Raw genomic sequence first — 16,060 nt, forward strand, 5'->3', positions numbered from 1 at the left:
TGGCATGCGGATCGGAGAACTCGCCGCCGCCGTCGGTGTCACCACGCGGACGGTGCGGCACTACCACCATCAGGGGCTGCTGCCCGAGCCGGAGCGGCGGCCCAACGGCTATCGGGAGTACACGCTGCGGCACGCCGTCGTGCTGGCGCGGATCCGGCGGCTGACGGAGCTGGGGCTGGGGCTCGCGGAGGTGCGGGACGTGCTCGCGGAGGATGCCGGGAAGGATCTCGTCGAGGTGCTCGGCGAGCTCGACGAGGATCTCGCCCGGCAGGAGGTCGCCATCCGGGAGCGCCGGGAGCGGCTGCGGGCGCTGCTGGAGACGGACGGCGCGGTGACCGCCGAGGGGCCCGTGTCGCCGCGGCTCGCGGCGCTCTTCCAGGACATGGCCCAGGTCACGGACTCCCCCATGGCCGCCAAGGACCGCGAGATGCTCGCGCTGATCGAGAGCACGGCGGATCCCGAGGGCCGGGAGCAGCTCATGGGGGCGCTGGGGCACGCGCTCGCGCTGCCCGGCGGCAAGGAGCGGGCCCTCGCCGCCTACGCGCTGCTCGACGAGCTCGTGGACGCCGATCCGACGGACCCGCGCGTCGACGAGGCCGCCCGCGCCCTGGCCGACTGCCTGCCCCCCGAGCTGCTCCCGGAGCGCCTGGAGGTCGACCCCGACAACAGCTTCCTGCGCGCCTTCTACGCCGACTTCGCCCCGGCCCAGGCCGAGGCGATCCGCCGCACGTTGCGGATTCTCACGGAAGGGTACGGACCATGACGCGGACCGCGCTCACCCTCCTGCGGCACGAGCTGCGGCTCGTCACCAGTATCTGGATGTGGGCGGTCCGGCGCCGGCACGGGATCGGTGCGGGCACCGGGTTCGGGTACGCGCGCGGGCAGGGCACGATGATGCTGGGTTTCGGGTTCGTGATCGTGATCGAGTCGATCATGATGTCCGTGCTGCTGCGGAACTACCCGGCCGTGCAACGGATGTGGTTCATGATGGACATGTACACCCTGCTGATCGTCGTCGGGATGCACGCCGCCTCCGTCGTACGGCCGCATGTCCTCGACGCCGGCTCCCTGCGCGTCCGCCGTGCCGCGCACGTCGATCTGCGCATACCGCTGGAGCGGATCGGACAGGTACGCCGGGAGCTGCGCACCACCCATGAGCGGGCCGACGGTGAGCTCAACCTCGCCATCGGCGCGCAGACCACCGTGACGCTCGAACTCACCCAGCCCGTCTCCCACTTCACCTTCCTGGGCCGGCGACGGGACATCCGGCTCGTGCGCTTCCACGCCGACGAGGCCGCCGACCTCGTACAAGCGATCAAGCAGGCTCGAACCGCACCTTCGCCGCTTCAGTGAGGCGGACTCTGAGGCGCTCCCCCAAGGGCAGCGCGTCCGTGCCCTCGATCCGGCCGATGATCGCCGGTGACTCCAGCTGCACGGTCCCGACGGCGGGCCGGCGCTCCTCCACCTCCACCACCCAGCCGTCGAAGACCTCCCCCACCCGGTCCTTCAGCAGCGCCGCCTCCACGACGTCCACGCACTCCCGCTCGACCGTGCCCGCCCGCCGGGTCCCCTCGGCCATCTCGACGGGCAGCGTGTCGAGGGCGGCCGACACCCAGTCGGGCACAGGCTGGCCGGCAACCGCCGCGAGGCAGATCTCGGCGGCGTAGCGGTCGGCGAGCCTGCGCAGGGGGGCCGTGCAGTGGGCGTACGGGGCGGCGACCGCGGAGTGCGTCGGGAGGTCCGGCAGGTCCCCGTCGCGGAACACCGTGTAGCCGGCGCCGCGCAGCAGTGTCGTGCACTCCTGGAGGAAGGCCGCGTGCCGCGGGCGGTGCGGGTCGAGGGAGCGGACCAGCGAGGCGTAGGAGACGTGGTGCGGCCAGTCGATGTCCAGGGCGTGCGCGCTGCGGCGCAGCCGGCCCACCGCGCCGTCCGGGGCCGCCGGGAGCGTGCGCAGGACGCCGGTGCCGTGGCTCAGCATCAGGTCGGCCGCGGCGATGCCGGTCAGCAGGGAGATCTGGGAGTTCCAGCCGTCCGCGGGCAGCGGCGCGCGGTAGGCGAGCTCGTAGGTGTGGTCGCGCTCGACGATCTCCTGCTCGGGCACGCTGAGCGAGATCCCGCCCCGCTCGACCTCCAGCCGCTGCCGTGCCTCTCCGATCTCCTTGAGCAGTGCGACCGGTTCCTCGGCCGTCTTCTCGTCGATCCGCCGCTGTACGGAGGCGTAGTCGAGCTTGGCCCGGCTGCGGACCAGGGCCCGGCGGACGTCGACGGCGAGCGTACGGCCGTCCCCGTCGAGGTCGATGGTCCACAGGACGGCGGGTCGGTCCTGGTCCGGGAGCAGGCTCGCCGCGCCCTCGCTCAGCGGCTCGGGGTGCAGCGGGATCCGCAGGTCCGGGAAGTAGAGCGTGGTCACCCGCCGGTGCGCCTCCCGGTCCAGCCGGCCCGACGGTACGACGAAGGCGGCGACGTCCGCGATGGCGTACCGGACGCGGTAGCCGGTGCCCTGCCGGGAGAGGTGCATCGCCTGGTCGAGGTCGGCGGAGGTGGGAGGGTCGACGGTGAAGAAGGGGAGGTCGGTGGCGTCGTACGACGGCAGGGCGGGGGCCTTCGCGGCCTGCTCGGCCTCCGCCAGAACCTCGGGCGGGAAGCTTCCGGGGACGCCGAGTTCGGTGCGCAGGGCGGTGAGGGCGGCCCGGAGGGGGGCCTCGGGGGCGCCGGTCACGCGGATGTGGCGGCGGGGCATGAGTCGAGCGTAGGGCGAGGGCCGCGTGCGGGCACGCCGTACGCTGTGGCGGAGTTCGAGTGAAGGAGTACGTGTGCTTGTCCTGCTGCCGCCTTCCGAAGGCAAGGCCTCGTCCGGTCGGGGTGCGCCGCTGAAGCTGGAGTCGCTGTCCCTGCCGGGGCTGAGCGAGGCCCGTGAGGCCGTGCTCGGGGAACTGGTCGAGCTGTGCGCGGCCGACGAGGACAAGGCGCGGGACGTGCTCGGGCTCAGTGAGGGGCTGCGGGGCGAGGTCGCGAAGAACGCCGGGCTGCCGACGGCGGGGGCGCGGCCGGCCGGGGAGATCTACACCGGCGTGCTGTACGACGCCCTGGACCTGGCCTCCCTCGACGCCGCCGCGAAGAAGCGGGCCACCCGGTCGCTGCTCGTCTTCTCGGGGCTGTGGGGTGCCGTGCGCGTCAACGACCGCATCCCCTCCTACCGCTGCTCGATGGGCGTGAAGCTGCCGGGCCTCGGCGCGCTCGGGGCGCACTGGCGGGCGCCGATGGCGGACGTGCTGCCGGAGGCGGCCGGGGACGGGCTGGTGCTGGACCTGCGCTCGTCCGCGTACGCGGCGGCGTGGAAGCCGAAGGGCGAGGTGGCCGGGCGGACGGCGTCGGTCCGGGTGCTGCACGCGCCGACGCGGAAGGTCGTCAGCCACTTCAACAAGGCGACCAAGGGGCGGATCGTACGGAGCCTGCTGACGGCCGGTGCCGCGCCCAAGGGCCCGGCGGAGCTGGTGGAGGCGCTGCGGGACCTCGGGTACGAGGTGGAGGTCGAGGCGCCGGCCAAGGGCGGCAAGGCGTGGACGCTGGATGTGCTGGTGGCGGAGATCCACTAGCCCATAGCCCCCCATAGCCCCCATAGGCCATAGCTCGCGGCCCGCAGCCCGCAGCCCGCAGCCCGCAGCTCATTGCAGAGCATGCAACGAGCTTTGCGCAGGATGCTCACGCCGGTCAGGATGAGCCCATGACCTCAGTCCTGGATCTCGCGCCCGTCGTCCCCGTGGTCGTGGTCGACGATCCGTCCGACGCCGTACCGCTCGCCCGGGCCCTGGTCGCGGGCGGGCTGCCCGCCATCGAGGTGACGCTACGGACGCCGGCCGCCCTGGAGGCGATCCGGGAGATCGCCGGCGCCGTGCCGGACGCCGTGGTCGGGGCGGGCACGGTGATCACGCCGGAGCAGGTGACGCGGGCGGTCGAGGCGGGGGCGCGCTTTCTGGTGAGCCCCGGCTGGACGGACCTGCTGCTGGAGGCCATGCGCGCGTCCGGGGTGCCGTGTCTGCCGGGGGTGTCGACCACGTCCGAGGTGGTGGCGCTGCTGGAGCGCGGGGTGCGGGAGATGAAGTTCTTCCCGGCCGAGGCCGCGGGCGGCACGGCGTACCTCAAGTCGCTGTACGGACCGCTGCCGCAGGCCCGGTTCTGCCCGACCGGCGGAATCGGTCCGGCCACCGCGCCCGGCTATCTGGCACTGCCCAACGTCGGGTGCGTCGGCGGCAGTTGGATGCTCCCGGCGGACGCCCTGGCGGCGCGGGACTGGGACCGGGTCGAGGCGCTGGCGCGGGAGGCGGCAGCGCTCGGCGGCTCACGCGCGCAGGTGTGAGGTGTCGTTGAAGAGGCGGACGCTGGCGTTGCCGTCGGCGTAGTACGCCACCGCCGAGAGGGAGGCCGCCGAGAGTTCCATGCGGAACAGGGACTCGGGCGGGGCGCCCAGCGCGAGGCGTACGAGCGTCTTGATCGGCGTCACGTGGGTGACGAGGAGGACCGTGCGGCCGGCGTACGCCGCGATCAGCTTGTCGCGGGTGGCGGCGAGCCGGGTGGCAGTGGCCGCGAAGCTCTCGCCGCCGCCGGTGGGGCGGGCCTCGGGGTCGGCCAGCCAGGCGTGGAGGTCGTCGGGGTAGCGCTCGCGAACCTCGCCGAAGGTCAGGCCTTCCCAGGCGCCGAAGTCGGTCTCGCGCAGGCCGTCCTCGATGCTCACGTCGAGTCCGAGGCGGGCGGCGACGATGCCGGCGGTCTCCCGGGTGCGGGCGAGGGGCGAGGCGACGACGGCCTGGATGGTGCCGCGCCGGGCGAGCGCCGCGCCGACCCGCTCGGCCTGCTCACGGCCGACGTCGGAGAGGGAGGGGTCGGTACCGCCGCTCCCGGAGAACCGCTTCTGGGGCGTCAGCGGTGTCTCCCCGTGCCGCAGCAGCACGAAGGTGGCCGGCGCTCCCATGTCGGCGGGACCCCAGCCGGTGGAGGGCGCGGCGACGGTCCGCGCGGCGCGCACGTCGGCCTCGGCCTTGGCGGGGGCCTCGGCATCGACTGGGGCGGGGGCCTCGGCACTGGCCGGGGCGGAGGCCTCGGCATGGGCCGGGGCGGGGGTCTCGGCTTGGGCCGGGGCGGGGGTCTCGGACTTGGCGGAGGCCGCGGAGGGGGCAGTACCGGCGCGCCCGTCAGCCAGTGCCGCGCGCGCCCGCGCCGCGCCCGCCGCGGCGTCGCCGGGTGGGCCGGACGGTTCGAGCACGGCTTCGGCCGCGGCCCGCGCGGCCCGCGCGTCCGCCGCCTGGAGCTCCGCTGTGGACGCCGCCGCCGACCACTGCTCCCCGCGCTTCCCGGCGTCCATCGCCTCGTTGGCCAGCCGGTCCGCATGCTTGTTCTGCTCGCGGGGGATCCACTCGTACGTCACCTGGGACGCCGGGAAGATCTTCGACGCCTCGGAGGCGAGCGGCTTCATGTCGGGGTGCTTGATCTTCCAGCGCCCCGACATCTGCTCGATGACCAGCTTGGAGTCCATACGGACGTGCACCGTGGCCGTGGGGTCGAGTGCGTACGCGGCGCGCAGGCCCGCGACCAGGCCGCGGTACTCGGCGACGTTGTTCGTGGCGACGCCGATGTACTCGGCGGCCTCGGCCAGCGTCTGGCCGGTCGCGGCGTCGATCACGACCGCCCCGTAGCCCGCGGGCCCGGGGTTGCCCCGCGACCCGCCGTCGGCCTCGACGATGAACTCCCGCACGGCACAGACTCCTAGAGGCCGGACTCGGCCGTACGCACCAGAATCCGACGGCAGTTCTCGCACCGTACGACCGTGTCGGGCGCGGCCGCGCGGATCTCGTTGATGTCCGTGATGGACAGCTCCTGGCGGCAGCCCTGGCAGGTGCGCTGGTACAGCTTGGCCGCGCCGATGCCGCCCTGCTGCTGGCGCAGCTTGTCGTAGAGCTTGAGCAGGTCGGCGGGGACCGAACCCGCCATGACCTCGCGCTCCTTGGTGACCGAGGCGACCTCGCCGTCGATCTCCTCGAACGCGGCGTCGCGGCGGGCGGTCGCGTCGTCGACCTTGCCCTGTACGGCGCCGACCCGCTCGGTCAGCTCGGCGACCCGCTCCTGGGCGGACTCGCGACGCTCCATGACCTCCAGGACGACGTCCTCGAGGTCGCCCTGGCGCTTGGCGAGGGAGGCGATCTCGTGCTGGAGGTTCTCCAGGTCCTTCGGGGAGGTGATGGCGCCGGAGTCCAGGCGCTGCTGGTCGCGGGCGGCGCGCTGGCGCACCTGGTCCACGTCCTGCTCGGCCTTGGTCTGCTCGCGGGCGCAGTCGCTCTCCTCGGTCTGCGCGGCCACGAGCAGGTCGCGCAGCTGGGTGTGGTCCTTGGTCAGCGATTCGATCTCGGCGTGCTCGGGCAGCGACTTCCGCTTGTGGGCGAGCTGCTGGAGGCGGACGTCGAGGGCCTGGACGTCGAGGAGTCGGATCTGGTCGGCCGGCGCGGCGTTCAGTTGGGGGCTCCCGTGGTGCTAGTGGGCGGGTTGGACGCCGCGTGGGCGGTCCAGGGGTCGGTGACCGTCTTGGAGACGTGGACGCGCAGTCCCCATCCCTCGCGGTCGGAGATCTCGTCGAGCTGGGCGGCGCCCAGCTCGCACCAGGGCCACTCGGTGGCCCAGTGCGCCGCGTCGAGCAGCGCGAGAGGACTGTGGGAGACGGCCTCCGACGCGGGGTGGTGGCGCAGGTCCGCGGTGAGGAAGGCGTCGACGCCGGACGCGCGCACCTGGTCGAAGAGGCTGTCGCCGGAGCCGCCGCTGACGGCGATCGTGCGGACGGTCGCCTCCGGGTCGCCGGCCACGCGGATGCCCTGCGCGGTGGCGGGCAGCCGCTCGGCGGCGCGGGCGGCGAGTTCGCGGACGGTCAGCGGGTGGTCGAGTTCGCAGACGCGGCCGAGGCCCCGGCGGCCGTGCGGGTCGCTCGGGTCGGGCACCAGCGGTCCCACGACCCGCAGGTCCAGTGCCCCGGCCAGCGCGTCGCTGACGCCCGGGTCGGCGGTGTCGGCGTTGGTGTGCGCCACGTGCAGGGCGATGTCGTGCTTGATCAGGGTGTGGACGGCCCGGCCCTTGAAGGTGGAGGCCGCGACCGTGGTCGTACCGCGGAGGTAGAGCGGGTGGTGGGTGACCAGCAGGTCGGCGTCCAGCTTCACCGCCTCGTCCACGATCTCCTGGACCGGGTCGACGGCGAACAGGACCCGGGAGACCTCCTGGTCGGGGTCGCCCACGACGGTGCCGACCGCGTCCCAGGACTCGGCCCGCTCGGCGGGCCACAGGGTCTCCAGCGCGGCGATGACTTCAGACAGACGGGGCACGAGGGACAGGCTACCTGGCTGCTCCCCGCGGCTGTACCGGCGCCGGAGCGGTGCGATCGCCCCTCTCCGGTCGACCGGGGCCACCGCCGCTCCGCTCAGCACACAGGCCCCCGTTTCCTCAGGCGAACCGTTCCTTCGCCACACCTTTGTGTGAAGCGGAACGCCGTCGATCCCACGCCTGTGCGTGCGAAAACTAGCTTCGTCACCGGAGGTGACCGGACCATGACGGCCTGTGCGATCGAACCCGCCGCAGAGCACGAGGACGGCGACGCGCCTCGGGCGGCATGCGCCATCACGGCGGACGGTTCCTACGCCGCCCGCCTCGCGCTGGACGGCGAGAGCTGGTTCCCGGAGCGCTGGACCCTGGACGGCCCCGAGCCCTACGCCGTGCCGCTGCCCGCCCACCAGCCGGAGGAGCCCGGCACCGAGGTGCAGCCGATGGGGGACGGACGGGTCCTCATCCGCCGCCCGACCGACGGACGGCACGTCTTCTCGCTGCTGTATCCGACCGGGCCCGGCACCGGTGAGCTGCCGCTCGGGGCGGTCCAGTGCCCGGAGGAGGAGGCCCGGCTGCGGATGCTGCCCCCGGCGCCGGGCGGCGACAAGGCGTACGCCCTCGCGGTGGGGCAGCGCTCCAGCGCGGTGTGGCTGGTCGCGGGGGGCGCCTTCGGGCCGGAGCAGGTCGCGCAGATCCCGGGGCGCTGTTCGGGCGGGGTGTGGCTGGACCGCGAGGGGCGGATGCTGGCCCTCGACCGGGAGTCCGGCGGCCGTACGAAGGCGGTCGTGGTCGATCTCGGGCGGGGCGGCGAGGTGTCGCCGCTGCTGCAGATCGCGGACGACAGCGACGACCGGGTCCTGCTCGCCGACCCGGACAGCGGCCTGCTGCTGATCCGCTCGGACGCGCCCTCGCCGGGGCAGGAACGGTTGGGCTGGGGCGTGCTGGGCAGCACCCTGCCGGTGCGCTTCCCGGAGTGCCTGCGGATGCCGGAGTGCGCGGTGACGCCGTTCGCGATCCAGCCGGGGCAGGTGCTGACGCCGGAGGGCTGCGGGGTGGCGCTGCGCATCGACGGGCCGGTCGGCGGCTGGGTGGGGGTGTGGCGGCCGGCCGAGCGTCAGGTACGGCATCTCGCCGCGCCCGAGGGCTGGTTGACGGGCGCCGGGTGGTGGAGCGGGGACGGGGTGCTTCAACTGCCGTACTCGTCAAAGGAGGTGAGGTGCGGGGTGGCCCGGGTGGACGTGCCCGGGATGCCGGTGCGGGAGCCGGAACCGGTCGCAGCGGTGGCAGCGGAGCCACCGGAAACGGACCCTCCGGGTCCTGTCGCTCCTCGTCCCGTGCCCCTGCAGCAAGCCCCGTTGGGCGGTCTTGTAACGAAGTAGTGGCGGTTGGCGTGGCCGCCTGGATTCGGCCCGTGGTCGGCCGGTTAAACTCGCCCGGCTGTAAGAAAGATCATGTTGACGGGGTGAATTTCCGATGAGCAACGCCAGCACGACCCAGCCGGGGCCGGCCGACGTTCACGACGTGTCGAAGGTCTCTGGTCACGGCAGGCACCGGGGCGAGGTCTCGGTCCAGGACAGCGAGACGGCCCCTCGTGGCCGTCACCGCAAGCCGGTCGAGGACAACGAGACGGCAGCCTGAAGCTGACACCGCGCGGCCCCGCCCCCACCACGGGAGGCGGGGCCGCGCTCGTCCCTACGCCCGTTTCAGCCCGAGCACTTCCGCCGCCGCGAACGTCTCGCCCGCCGGCCGCTCCGCGTAGTGCGCGGTGAGCAGCGTGTCCAGCTCGTCGTAGGTGAAGGTCTCCTGCTTGCTGTCGAACTTGGCGGCCACCCGCGGCCGTTCGACGACCGCCACCATGCCGCCGTGCACGACGAGCAGCTGGCCGTTGACGCGAGCCGCGGCCGGGGACGCCAAGTAGCCGACGAGCGGGGCGACGTGCTCGGGGGCGAGCGGGTCCAGCCCGTCCTCGGGCTGTTCGAGGCCGGCGAAGACGTCCTCGGTCATCCGGGTGCGGGCGCGCGGGCAGATGGCGTTGGCCGTGACGCCGTACTTGGCGAGCGCGAGGGCGGTGGAGGTGGTGAGGCCGACGATGCCGCCCTTGGCCGCCGCGTAGTTGGGCTGCCCGGCGGATCCGGCGAGGAACGCCTCCGAGGAGGTGTTCACGATCCGCCCGTAGACCCGGCCTCCGGCCGCCTTGGACCGCTCACGCCAGTGCGCGGCGGCGAAGTGGGTGGTGTTGAAGTGCCCCTTGAGGTGCACCCGGATCACCGAGTCCCACTCCTCCTCCGTCATGGAGAAGACCATGCGGTCGCGCAGGATGCCCGCGTTGTTGACCAGGATGTCCAGCTTGCCGAACTCGGTGATCGCCAGCCGGACCAGTTCCCCGGCCTGCCGGAAGTCCGCCACGTCACCGGTGTGCGAGAGCGCCTTCCCGCCCGCGTCCCGGATCTCGGCGGCGACCTGCTCGGCGGGGCCGGCGGACGCCTGGCCCGATCCGTCCCGGCCGGGCTGTCCGTAGTCGTTGACGACGACGGCGGCGCCCAGCCGGGCGAGTTCGAGCGCCTCGGCCCGGCCCAGGCCCCGGCCGGCGCCGGTCACGACGGCGGACAGCCCTTCGAGTGGCAGCGACACGAATACCCCCGTCAGATCTCGATGCAGGTGCGCAGCGCGGTGCCCGTGCGCATCTGGTCCAGTGCCTCGTTGATCTCGGCCAGCGGCACCCGGTGGGTGATCAGGCCGGCCAGGTCGATCCGGCCGGCGCGCCACAGGGCGATCGTCCGCTCGTAGGAGCGCAGCACGTCGCCGCCGCCGTACATGGACGGCAGGATGCGCTTCTCGTCGAAGAACAACTCGAACATGTTGAGCTGGAGGAAGTCGTCCATGGCGCCGGCGCCCACGACGACCAGCGTGCCGCCGCGCCGGGTGTTCTCGTAGGCCGTGCGGGCGGTGGCGGACCTGCCGACGACCTCGAAGACGTAGTCGAAGCCCTCGCCCGCGGTGACCTGCTGCTTGGCTTCGGCCAGCTCGTCCGGGGAGACGGCCCTGGTGGCACCGAACCGCAGGGCGGCCTCGCGGCGGGAGGCTACGGGGTCGACGGCGACGATCTCGGCGGCGCCCTTCAGCTGGGCGCCCATGATCGCGGAGATGCCGACGCCGCCGCAGCCGATGACGGCGACCGACGAACCGGCCTCCAGATCGGCGGTGTTGAGCGCCGCGCCGAGCCCGGTGGTGACGCCGCAGCCGATCAGGGCCGCGATGTCGAAGGGCACGTCGTCGGGTATCGGCACCGCGCAGCCGGCGTCGACGACGACCTCCTCGGTGAAGGTGCCGGTGCCCGCGAAGCCGAAGACGTCACCGCCGGGGCGCTTGAAGTTGGGGGTGCCGGCGTTCATGAACCCGGCCAGACACAGCTCGGTCTGGCCGCGCTTGCACGCGGGGCAGGCGCCGCAGGCGGGCAGCCAGCACAGCACGACCCGGTCGCCCGGCTTGAGGTTCCGTACGCCCTCCCCGACGTCGAGGATCTCGCCCGCGCCCTCGTGCCCGGGGACGAAGGGGGCGGGCTGGGGCAGGACGCCGTTCATCGCGGACAGGTCGGAGTGGCACAGGCCGGTGGCCCGCACCCGGACCCGCACCTTGCCGGGGCCGAAACCCACCGCCTCGACGTCGTCGAGGACCTCCAGCTTGTCCTGGCCGATCTCGTGCAGTACGGCTGCGCGCATGGTGCGGCTCCCCTCAAGTCATGCGGAGTTCAGGAGTGTTCGACGACGGTGTCGGCGAGGACGGGAGCGTCGTCCCGCTCGATCGAGCTCACGGCGACCCGCACGGCCCCGTCCCCGGGCCACATGCGGATGCGCAGGGTCTCCCCCGGGTACATCACCCCGGCGAACCGGGTCACGTAGGACCGCACCCGCGTCACGTCTCCGCCCAGGAGCGTGTCCACGACGGCCTTGAGGGTCACGCCGTAGGTGCACAGCCCGTGCAGGATGGGCTTCTCGAACCCGGCGACCTTGGCGAACTCCGGGTCGGCGTGCAGCGGGTTCCAGTCGCCGGACAGGCGGTAGAGCAGGGCCTGGTCCTCGCGGATCGGCCGCTCGACGGTCCGGGCGGGCTCGCCCTCGGGGGGTTCGCGCCGGGCGGAGGGGCCGCGGTCGCCGCCCCAGCCGCCCTCGCCGCGGATGAAGATCTGGGAGTCGTTCGTCCACAACGGGCCCTCGGCGTCGGCGACTTCGGTGCGCAGCACGAGGACGGCCGCCTTGCCCTTGTCGTGGATCGCGGCGATCCGGTTGGTCGCGGTGGCCGTGCCCTCCGCCGGGATGGGCCGGTGCAGCACGACGCTCTGGCCGCCGTGCAGGACCCGGGCGAGGTCGACCTCGATGCCGGGCATGGACAGTCCGCTGATCACACCGGGCGCGCCTGAGCCGGCGACGGTGGCGAAGCTCGGCAGGACGTGCAGCCTCGACTCCAGGGTGTAGCGCAGTTCGTCCGGGTCGGTGGCGGGGCTGTCCTTGTCCGGGTTGGCGCCGGCGCCGATGCCGAGGTGGTAGAGCTGGACGTCCTTGGAGTTCCAGGAGATCTCGCCGGTCCGGGGCTCGGCGGCGAGGGCCTTGGCTGCGTCGATGGGCATACGGCTCCTGACGGTGGCGGGGTTGTGGCAGTGGCGGGGCAAGACCTCGGTACGGCCGTCCGCACCGTCGGCCGCACCGAGGTCGTCACGGGCCGTTCTAGAACGCGTTCCAGTCCGGCGCCCTCTGTATAGCCGAGCGCTCCACACTTGTGAAGGCTTCTGACACCGTGTCAGGTCAGGTGGGTGACCGGCCCGGCCGCCCGTGACATTTGTCCCGGCGTATCGCGTACGGGCGCCACTGCCGCCCGGCGGTTCGGGTCCGTACCGTCGATGCCATCGGTTCGTACCTGAGGGGGCAGGGCCATGGCCTGGTTGCGCAGGACGCGCGAGAACTCGTGCGGGGAACACAGCGGGGCACTGGGCGGAGAACGCGGCGGGGAACGCAGCCCCAACGGCTACAGCCTGCTGCCCTGGCTGCTGATGGGGATGGGCGCCTTCTCCAACCTCTTCCAGGGCGAGACCCCCGATCCGTGGATCGGCGGGCTCGGGCTGCTGACCTTCAACTCGCTGTACATCTACGTGTCGTTCCGCTCCTTCGTGAAGGAGAAGCGGGAGGAGGCCTCCACCCGGGTGGCCCTGGTGCTGATGGCCCTGGTCACATGCGCCCTGGCCGGGGTGTACGGCGGCAACTGGCTGCTGTTCTTCCCACTGCTCGGGCTGGCCACGGGCGCGGCCGTGCGGATGCCGCGGCTGCGCTCGGTCGGCCTGGCGGTGGGGGTGCTCGCCGGGGCCGTGTCCGTGGCCCACGACGGCTGGGGCGGCCTGGACATCGCGTACGCCACCTGGATCTCCACGATGGTGACGGCGGCGATCCTGTCCCTGTCGGAGGCGGTACGGCAGTTGCGCGCGGCCCGCGAGGAACTGGCCCGGCGCGCCGTCGAGGAGGAGCGCCTGCGCTTCTCGCGCGATCTGCACGATCTGCTCGGCCACACGCTGTCGGTGATCGTGGTGAAGTCGGAGGCGGCGCGACGGCTGGCGGCCGGGGACCTGGCGGCGGCGCAGGCCCAGCTGAACGACATCGAGGCGGTCGGCCGGCAGGCACTCACGGAGATCCGCGAGGCGGTCACGGGATACCGCCGGGGCAGCCTCAGCACTGAGCTGGACCGGGCGGTCTCGGCCCTGCGCGCCGCCGGCATCGAGCCCGTCGTCAGCCGCTCCGGCCCCCCGCTCGTACCCCAGACCGAGGCCCTGCTGGGCTGGGTGGTGCGCGAGGCGGTCACGAACGCGGTACGGCACAGCGGGGCGCGGCGCTGCGAGATCGTCCTGTCGGGCGGCGAGGAGCGGGTGCGGCTGACGGTGACGGACGACGGGGACACGCACGTCTCCGCCCATCCCGAGTACTCGGCATCCATCGGCGGCACCGGCCTGACCGGCCTCTCGGAACGCCTGACCACGGCCGGCGGCACGCTGACAGCGGGGCCGGGCCCGCGCAATGGCTTCGTGGTGACAGCGGAACTGCCGACGGAGTCGAGGGAACTGACATCGGAGGCGGTGCGGCTGCCGGTGGGGTAGGGCCAGGGAGCCGACCTCAATGGCGGGAGACTTCGCGACTCGACGGACGGGACGGAAGCCGCCCTCAGCGGTGGGAGACTTCGCGACTCGACGGACAGGACGGAAGCCGCCCTCAGCGGCGGGAGACTGGGCGATTCGACAGACGGCACGGACACCGCCCTTACGCGAGAGACCTCGCGACTCGACAGACGGCACGAAAGCCAACCTAAGGGGCGCGGGGAACTGCGCGACCGGCCCCGACGCCCCCGCGGCCGCCACGACTTCGCGGGACCTGCCTCCTTGGGCGCCACCACCACTCCGCGCACCCCTCACCCTTGGGCACCCCGCAACCACCACCCCGCACCCTTCACCACCCCCCTCCACACCCGGCTCCACCACGCCCCACAAGACCTACGCTTGCCCCGTGAACGAGATGCCGCGGGATCGTCGGCCCGCCAAGTCCATCCGCGTGCTGCTCGCCGAGGACCAGGGCATGATGCGCGGAGCACTCGCTTTACTGCTCGGGATGGAACCGGACATCGAGGTCGTGGCTCAGGTGTCGACCGGGGACACGATCGTGGACGCGGCTCTCACGCACCGCCCCGACGTCGCCCTCCTCGACATCGAACTCCCCGGCCTCAGCGGCCTGGACGCCGCCGCCGAACTGCGCGACCAGGTCCCCGACTGCCGGGTGCTGATCCTGACGACCTTCGGCCGCCCCGGCTATCTGCGCCGGGCCATGGAGGCGGGCGCCGCGGGCTTCCTGGTCAAGGACGGCCCCGTGGAGGAACTGGCCGTCGCCGTCCGCCGCGTGCTGACCGGCGAGACGGTGATCGACCCGGCCCTCGCCGCGGCGGCCCTGAGTGCCGGACCCAACCCCCTCACCGCCCGCGAACGCGACGTCCTCAACGCGTCGGCGGAGGGCGCGACGGTCTCCGACATCGCCACGAGGCTCCACCTCTCCGAGTCCACGGTCCGCAACTACCTCTCCTCCGCCATCGGCAAGACCGGCACCCGCAACCGGATGGAAGCGCTGCGGGAGGCACGGCAGCAGGGGTGGCTGTGACCCGGCGCCGGGACGCGCCGGATGAACCCCGGCCCGCCTACTTCGTCACCGCCACCGACTTGTAGGCCGTGCCCTGCGGCGCCACGCACACGAACCAGTTCACCGGTGACCCGTCCGCCGGGCGGATCACGAAGTCGTCGCTGTTGTAATCGGGGACCGCGGACACGACGGGAACCTGGGTCGTCGAACCGTCCTTCCAGGTGCAGGTGACGCGCTCGGCGGTCACGTCGACCCGACCGACGACCAGGCGCTCCGGCCCGACGAGACCAGTGCTGAGAGGGAACGCCCCGGCCTCGACGTCCTTGCCGGACAAGCTGTCCTCGTCGGTGAAGGCGTCCTCGACCAGCACCCGCTCGCTTCCCGCGTCGCCGTACTCGCTGGTGACGAAGTACGTGCTTCTGCCGACGAGTTCGGACGGCTCGCGCACCTGCGACGGGATCTGCCCGAACTCGGACATCGCGGCCCGCTCGGCCTCCGCCTCGCGCAGGTCGCGCGGCGCGTCCCAGACGTCGACGTAGACCCGCCACTCGTTACCGCGGTCCGTGCCCACCCCCAGCAGGGTCCGCGAGGGTGTGCGCACATCCGGCGCCGGCTCGGTGGGCGGCAGGCCGGTCGCCACCGACGAGCCCCGGCCGCCGTCCCCGCCCGGCATCCCCGCTACCGCCAGCGTCCCCGCCGAGCCCACCAGCACCAAGGCCGTCGCCGACGCCACGGCCCAGCGGCGGGCCTTGCGGCGGCGGCCGCCCCGGAGCACCGCGGCGTAGGGGGCTATACCGATCTCGACCTCGTCCGCGGCGTCGGCCAGCAGGAGGGAGATGTCCGAGGTGGTCATGTCGTCGTTCCTCACACCCTGATCGCTCATGCCGTGGTCACTCGTGCCGTGGCCGCTCATGCCGCCGCCTTTACCCGTCCCGCCGTGGTCGCTCGTCTCCCGGTCCGCGCTCATCGACTGCGCCCTCCCTGCGTCACCGTCTCGGCCAGTCCCGGTATGGCGCGGAGTTTCGCGATCCCCTTGGCCGCGTTGCTCTTCACCGCGCCGACGGAGCAGCCCATCGCCTCCGCCGTCTGTGTCTCGGTCAGGTCCTCCCAGTACCGCAGGACCACCGCCTCCCGCTGCCGGGGCGGCAGTTGGGCGAGCGCCGCCAGCAGGGCGTCGCGGTCCTCGGCCTGGGCCATGCGGTCGCCGGTGTCCGCCACCTCGCGCACCAGGCCCGAGTCGTCCCTCGGTGCGAGGAACTCCCTGAGTTTTCTGCGGTGTTTGCGTGCGTGCGCGTTGATCATCACGCGCCGTACGTACGCCTCCGGGTCGTCGGCCGAGCCGACCCTGCGCCAGGCCACATAGACCTGTTCAAGCGTCGACTGGACCAGATCCTCCGCCGCGTGCTGCTCCCCCGTGAGGAGAAATGCCGTCCGCAGCAGGCGTGGCCAGCGGCCGATGACAAAGCTCTGGAACTCCGAGTCCCGAGCCGCCTTGCGATCCCCCATGGGCACCTCCCCAGATGTTCAAAGGAGTCCATGGACCA

Annotated in this window: 17 protein-coding genes; 8 read left to right on the forward strand and 9 right to left on the reverse strand. The window is 73.0% G+C overall.

Features of this window, described 5'->3' with window-relative positions:
- Window positions 1-4 precede the first annotated feature (4 nt).
- Both ACIRD7_RS09780 and ACIRD7_RS09785 read left to right on the forward strand, forming a co-directional pair.
- Window positions 5-763: a MerR family transcriptional regulator gene (locus ACIRD7_RS09780; RefSeq protein ID WP_403451873.1), complete on the forward strand. Its 759-nt coding sequence runs from the start codon at window positions 5-7 to the stop codon at window positions 761-763.
- On the forward strand, window positions 760-1,353 hold the full coding sequence (locus ACIRD7_RS09785; protein ID WP_403451875.1) for a hypothetical protein: 594 nt from the start codon (window positions 760-762) through the stop codon (window positions 1,351-1,353). Before ACIRD7_RS09780 ends, ACIRD7_RS09785 begins: the two co-directional genes overlap by 4 nt.
- On the opposite strand, the gene ACIRD7_RS09790 is transcribed toward ACIRD7_RS09785, so the two are convergent.
- On the reverse strand, window positions 1,316-2,740 hold the full coding sequence (locus tag ACIRD7_RS09790) for an RNB domain-containing ribonuclease (RefSeq protein ID WP_403451877.1): 1,425 nt from the start codon (window positions 2,738-2,740) through the stop codon (window positions 1,316-1,318). The genes ACIRD7_RS09785 and ACIRD7_RS09790 overlap by 38 nt on opposite strands.
- 73 nt (window positions 2,741-2,813) lie before the next feature.
- Here ACIRD7_RS09790 and yaaA point away from each other — a divergent pair, with 73 nt between their 5' ends.
- Entirely contained in the window at window positions 2,814-3,596 is a 783-nt protein-coding gene (yaaA, locus tag ACIRD7_RS09795; RefSeq protein WP_403451879.1) for a peroxide stress protein YaaA, read from the forward strand.
- A 128-nt stretch (window positions 3,597-3,724) separates the two neighbouring features.
- Entirely contained in the window at window positions 3,725-4,357 is a 633-nt protein-coding gene (gene eda / locus ACIRD7_RS09800) for a bifunctional 4-hydroxy-2-oxoglutarate aldolase/2-dehydro-3-deoxy-phosphogluconate aldolase (protein ID WP_403451881.1), read from the forward strand.
- Here the strand turns inward: eda and ACIRD7_RS09805 are convergent.
- From ACIRD7_RS09805 to ACIRD7_RS09815, 3 genes are read right to left on the reverse strand one after another with little or no spacing between them, the layout of a single operon-like run.
- A complete protein-coding gene (locus tag ACIRD7_RS09805; protein WP_403451882.1) occupies window positions 4,340-5,749 on the reverse strand; it encodes a bifunctional RNase H/acid phosphatase in 1,410 nt (469 codons plus the stop codon). The two genes, eda and ACIRD7_RS09805, sit on opposite strands and share 18 nt — an antisense overlap.
- An 11-nt stretch (window positions 5,750-5,760) precedes the next feature.
- A complete protein-coding gene (locus ACIRD7_RS09810; protein ID WP_403453048.1) occupies window positions 5,761-6,504 on the reverse strand; it encodes a zinc ribbon domain-containing protein in 744 nt (247 codons plus the stop codon).
- Window positions 6,501-7,358 carry a Nif3-like dinuclear metal center hexameric protein gene (locus ACIRD7_RS09815; protein WP_403451884.1) on the reverse strand — a complete coding sequence of 286 codons (858 nt, stop codon included), beginning with the start codon at window positions 7,356-7,358 and terminating at the stop codon, window positions 6,501-6,503. The genes ACIRD7_RS09810 and ACIRD7_RS09815 overlap by 4 nt, the downstream gene beginning before the upstream one ends.
- A gap of 222 nt (window positions 7,359-7,580) precedes the next feature.
- On the opposite strand from ACIRD7_RS09815, the gene ACIRD7_RS09820 reads away from it, so the two are divergent.
- Both ACIRD7_RS09820 and ACIRD7_RS09825 read left to right on the forward strand, forming a co-directional pair.
- Window positions 7,581-8,735: a hypothetical protein gene (locus tag ACIRD7_RS09820; RefSeq protein ID WP_403451886.1), complete on the forward strand. Its 1,155-nt coding sequence runs from the start codon at window positions 7,581-7,583 to the stop codon at window positions 8,733-8,735.
- Between the two features lie 94 nt (window positions 8,736-8,829).
- On the forward strand, window positions 8,830-8,994 hold the full coding sequence (locus ACIRD7_RS09825; protein ID WP_403451888.1) for a hypothetical protein: 165 nt from the start codon (window positions 8,830-8,832) through the stop codon (window positions 8,992-8,994).
- A gap of 54 nt (window positions 8,995-9,048) precedes the next feature.
- Here ACIRD7_RS09825 and ACIRD7_RS09830 read toward each other — a convergent pair whose 3' ends face one another.
- From ACIRD7_RS09830 to ACIRD7_RS09840, 3 genes are read right to left on the reverse strand one after another with little or no spacing between them, the layout of a single operon-like run.
- Window positions 9,049-9,987 carry a 3-oxoacyl-ACP reductase gene (locus ACIRD7_RS09830; RefSeq protein WP_403451890.1) on the reverse strand — a complete coding sequence of 313 codons (939 nt, stop codon included), beginning with the start codon at window positions 9,985-9,987 and terminating at the stop codon, window positions 9,049-9,051.
- Between the two features lie 11 nt (window positions 9,988-9,998).
- Window positions 9,999-11,075 carry a Zn-dependent alcohol dehydrogenase gene (locus ACIRD7_RS09835; protein WP_403451891.1) on the reverse strand — a complete coding sequence of 359 codons (1,077 nt, stop codon included), beginning with the start codon at window positions 11,073-11,075 and terminating at the stop codon, window positions 9,999-10,001.
- A gap of 29 nt (window positions 11,076-11,104) precedes the next feature.
- Window positions 11,105-11,980, reverse strand: coding sequence for a MaoC/PaaZ C-terminal domain-containing protein (locus tag ACIRD7_RS09840; protein ID WP_403451893.1), 876 nt, complete (start codon window positions 11,978-11,980; stop codon window positions 11,105-11,107).
- Between the two features lie 303 nt (window positions 11,981-12,283).
- Here ACIRD7_RS09840 and ACIRD7_RS09845 point away from each other — a divergent pair, with 303 nt between their 5' ends.
- Both ACIRD7_RS09845 and ACIRD7_RS09850 read left to right on the forward strand, forming a co-directional pair.
- On the forward strand, window positions 12,284-13,492 hold the full coding sequence (locus tag ACIRD7_RS09845) for a sensor histidine kinase (protein WP_403451895.1): 1,209 nt from the start codon (window positions 12,284-12,286) through the stop codon (window positions 13,490-13,492).
- A 412-nt stretch (window positions 13,493-13,904) separates the two neighbouring features.
- Window positions 13,905-14,537 (forward strand): response regulator, encoded by a 633-nt coding sequence (locus ACIRD7_RS09850; protein ID WP_403453049.1) that lies wholly within the window; start codon window positions 13,905-13,907, stop codon window positions 14,535-14,537.
- Between the two features lie 37 nt (window positions 14,538-14,574).
- Here ACIRD7_RS09850 and ACIRD7_RS09855 read toward each other — a convergent pair whose 3' ends face one another.
- Both ACIRD7_RS09855 and ACIRD7_RS09860 read right to left on the reverse strand, forming a co-directional pair.
- Complete coding sequence (locus tag ACIRD7_RS09855) at window positions 14,575-15,483, reverse strand: hypothetical protein (protein ID WP_403451897.1); 909 nt, start codon at window positions 15,481-15,483, stop codon at window positions 14,575-14,577.
- On the reverse strand, window positions 15,480-16,022 hold the full coding sequence (locus ACIRD7_RS09860; protein WP_403451898.1) for a SigE family RNA polymerase sigma factor: 543 nt from the start codon (window positions 16,020-16,022) through the stop codon (window positions 15,480-15,482). The genes ACIRD7_RS09855 and ACIRD7_RS09860 overlap by 4 nt, the downstream gene beginning before the upstream one ends.
- Window positions 16,023-16,060 lie beyond the last annotated feature (38 nt).

The sequence above is a fragment of the Streptomyces sp. NPDC093568 genome, assembly GCF_044764945.1.
Lineage (GTDB): Bacteria > Actinomycetota > Actinomycetes > Streptomycetales > Streptomycetaceae > Streptomyces.

Coding starts and splice junctions, on each gene's coding strand:
- ACIRD7_RS09780 (WP_403451873.1), top strand. CDS start 5: ATGCGGATCGGAGAACTCGCCGCCGCCGTCGGTGTCACCACGCGGACG.
- ACIRD7_RS09785 (WP_403451875.1), top strand. CDS start 760: ATGACGCGGACCGCGCTCACCCTCCTGCGGCACGAGCTGCGGCTCGTC.
- ACIRD7_RS09790 (WP_403451877.1), bottom strand. CDS start 2,740: ATGCCCCGCCGCCACATCCGCGTGACCGGCGCCCCCGAGGCCCCCCTC.
- eda (WP_403451881.1), top strand. CDS start 3,725: ATGACCTCAGTCCTGGATCTCGCGCCCGTCGTCCCCGTGGTCGTGGTC.
- ACIRD7_RS09820 (WP_403451886.1), top strand. CDS start 7,581: ATGACGGCCTGTGCGATCGAACCCGCCGCAGAGCACGAGGACGGCGAC.
- ACIRD7_RS09825 (WP_403451888.1), top strand. CDS start 8,830: ATGAGCAACGCCAGCACGACCCAGCCGGGGCCGGCCGACGTTCACGAC.
- ACIRD7_RS09835 (WP_403451891.1), bottom strand. CDS start 11,075: ATGCGCGCAGCCGTACTGCACGAGATCGGCCAGGACAAGCTGGAGGTC.
- ACIRD7_RS09840 (WP_403451893.1), bottom strand. CDS start 11,980: ATGCCCATCGACGCAGCCAAGGCCCTCGCCGCCGAGCCCCGGACCGGC.
- ACIRD7_RS09845 (WP_403451895.1), top strand. CDS start 12,284: ATGGCCTGGTTGCGCAGGACGCGCGAGAACTCGTGCGGGGAACACAGC.
- ACIRD7_RS09850 (WP_403453049.1), top strand. CDS start 13,905: ATGCCGCGGGATCGTCGGCCCGCCAAGTCCATCCGCGTGCTGCTCGCC.
- ACIRD7_RS09855 (WP_403451897.1), bottom strand. CDS start 15,483: ATGAGCGCGGACCGGGAGACGAGCGACCACGGCGGGACGGGTAAAGGC.
- ACIRD7_RS09860 (WP_403451898.1), bottom strand. CDS start 16,022: ATGGGGGATCGCAAGGCGGCTCGGGACTCGGAGTTCCAGAGCTTTGTC.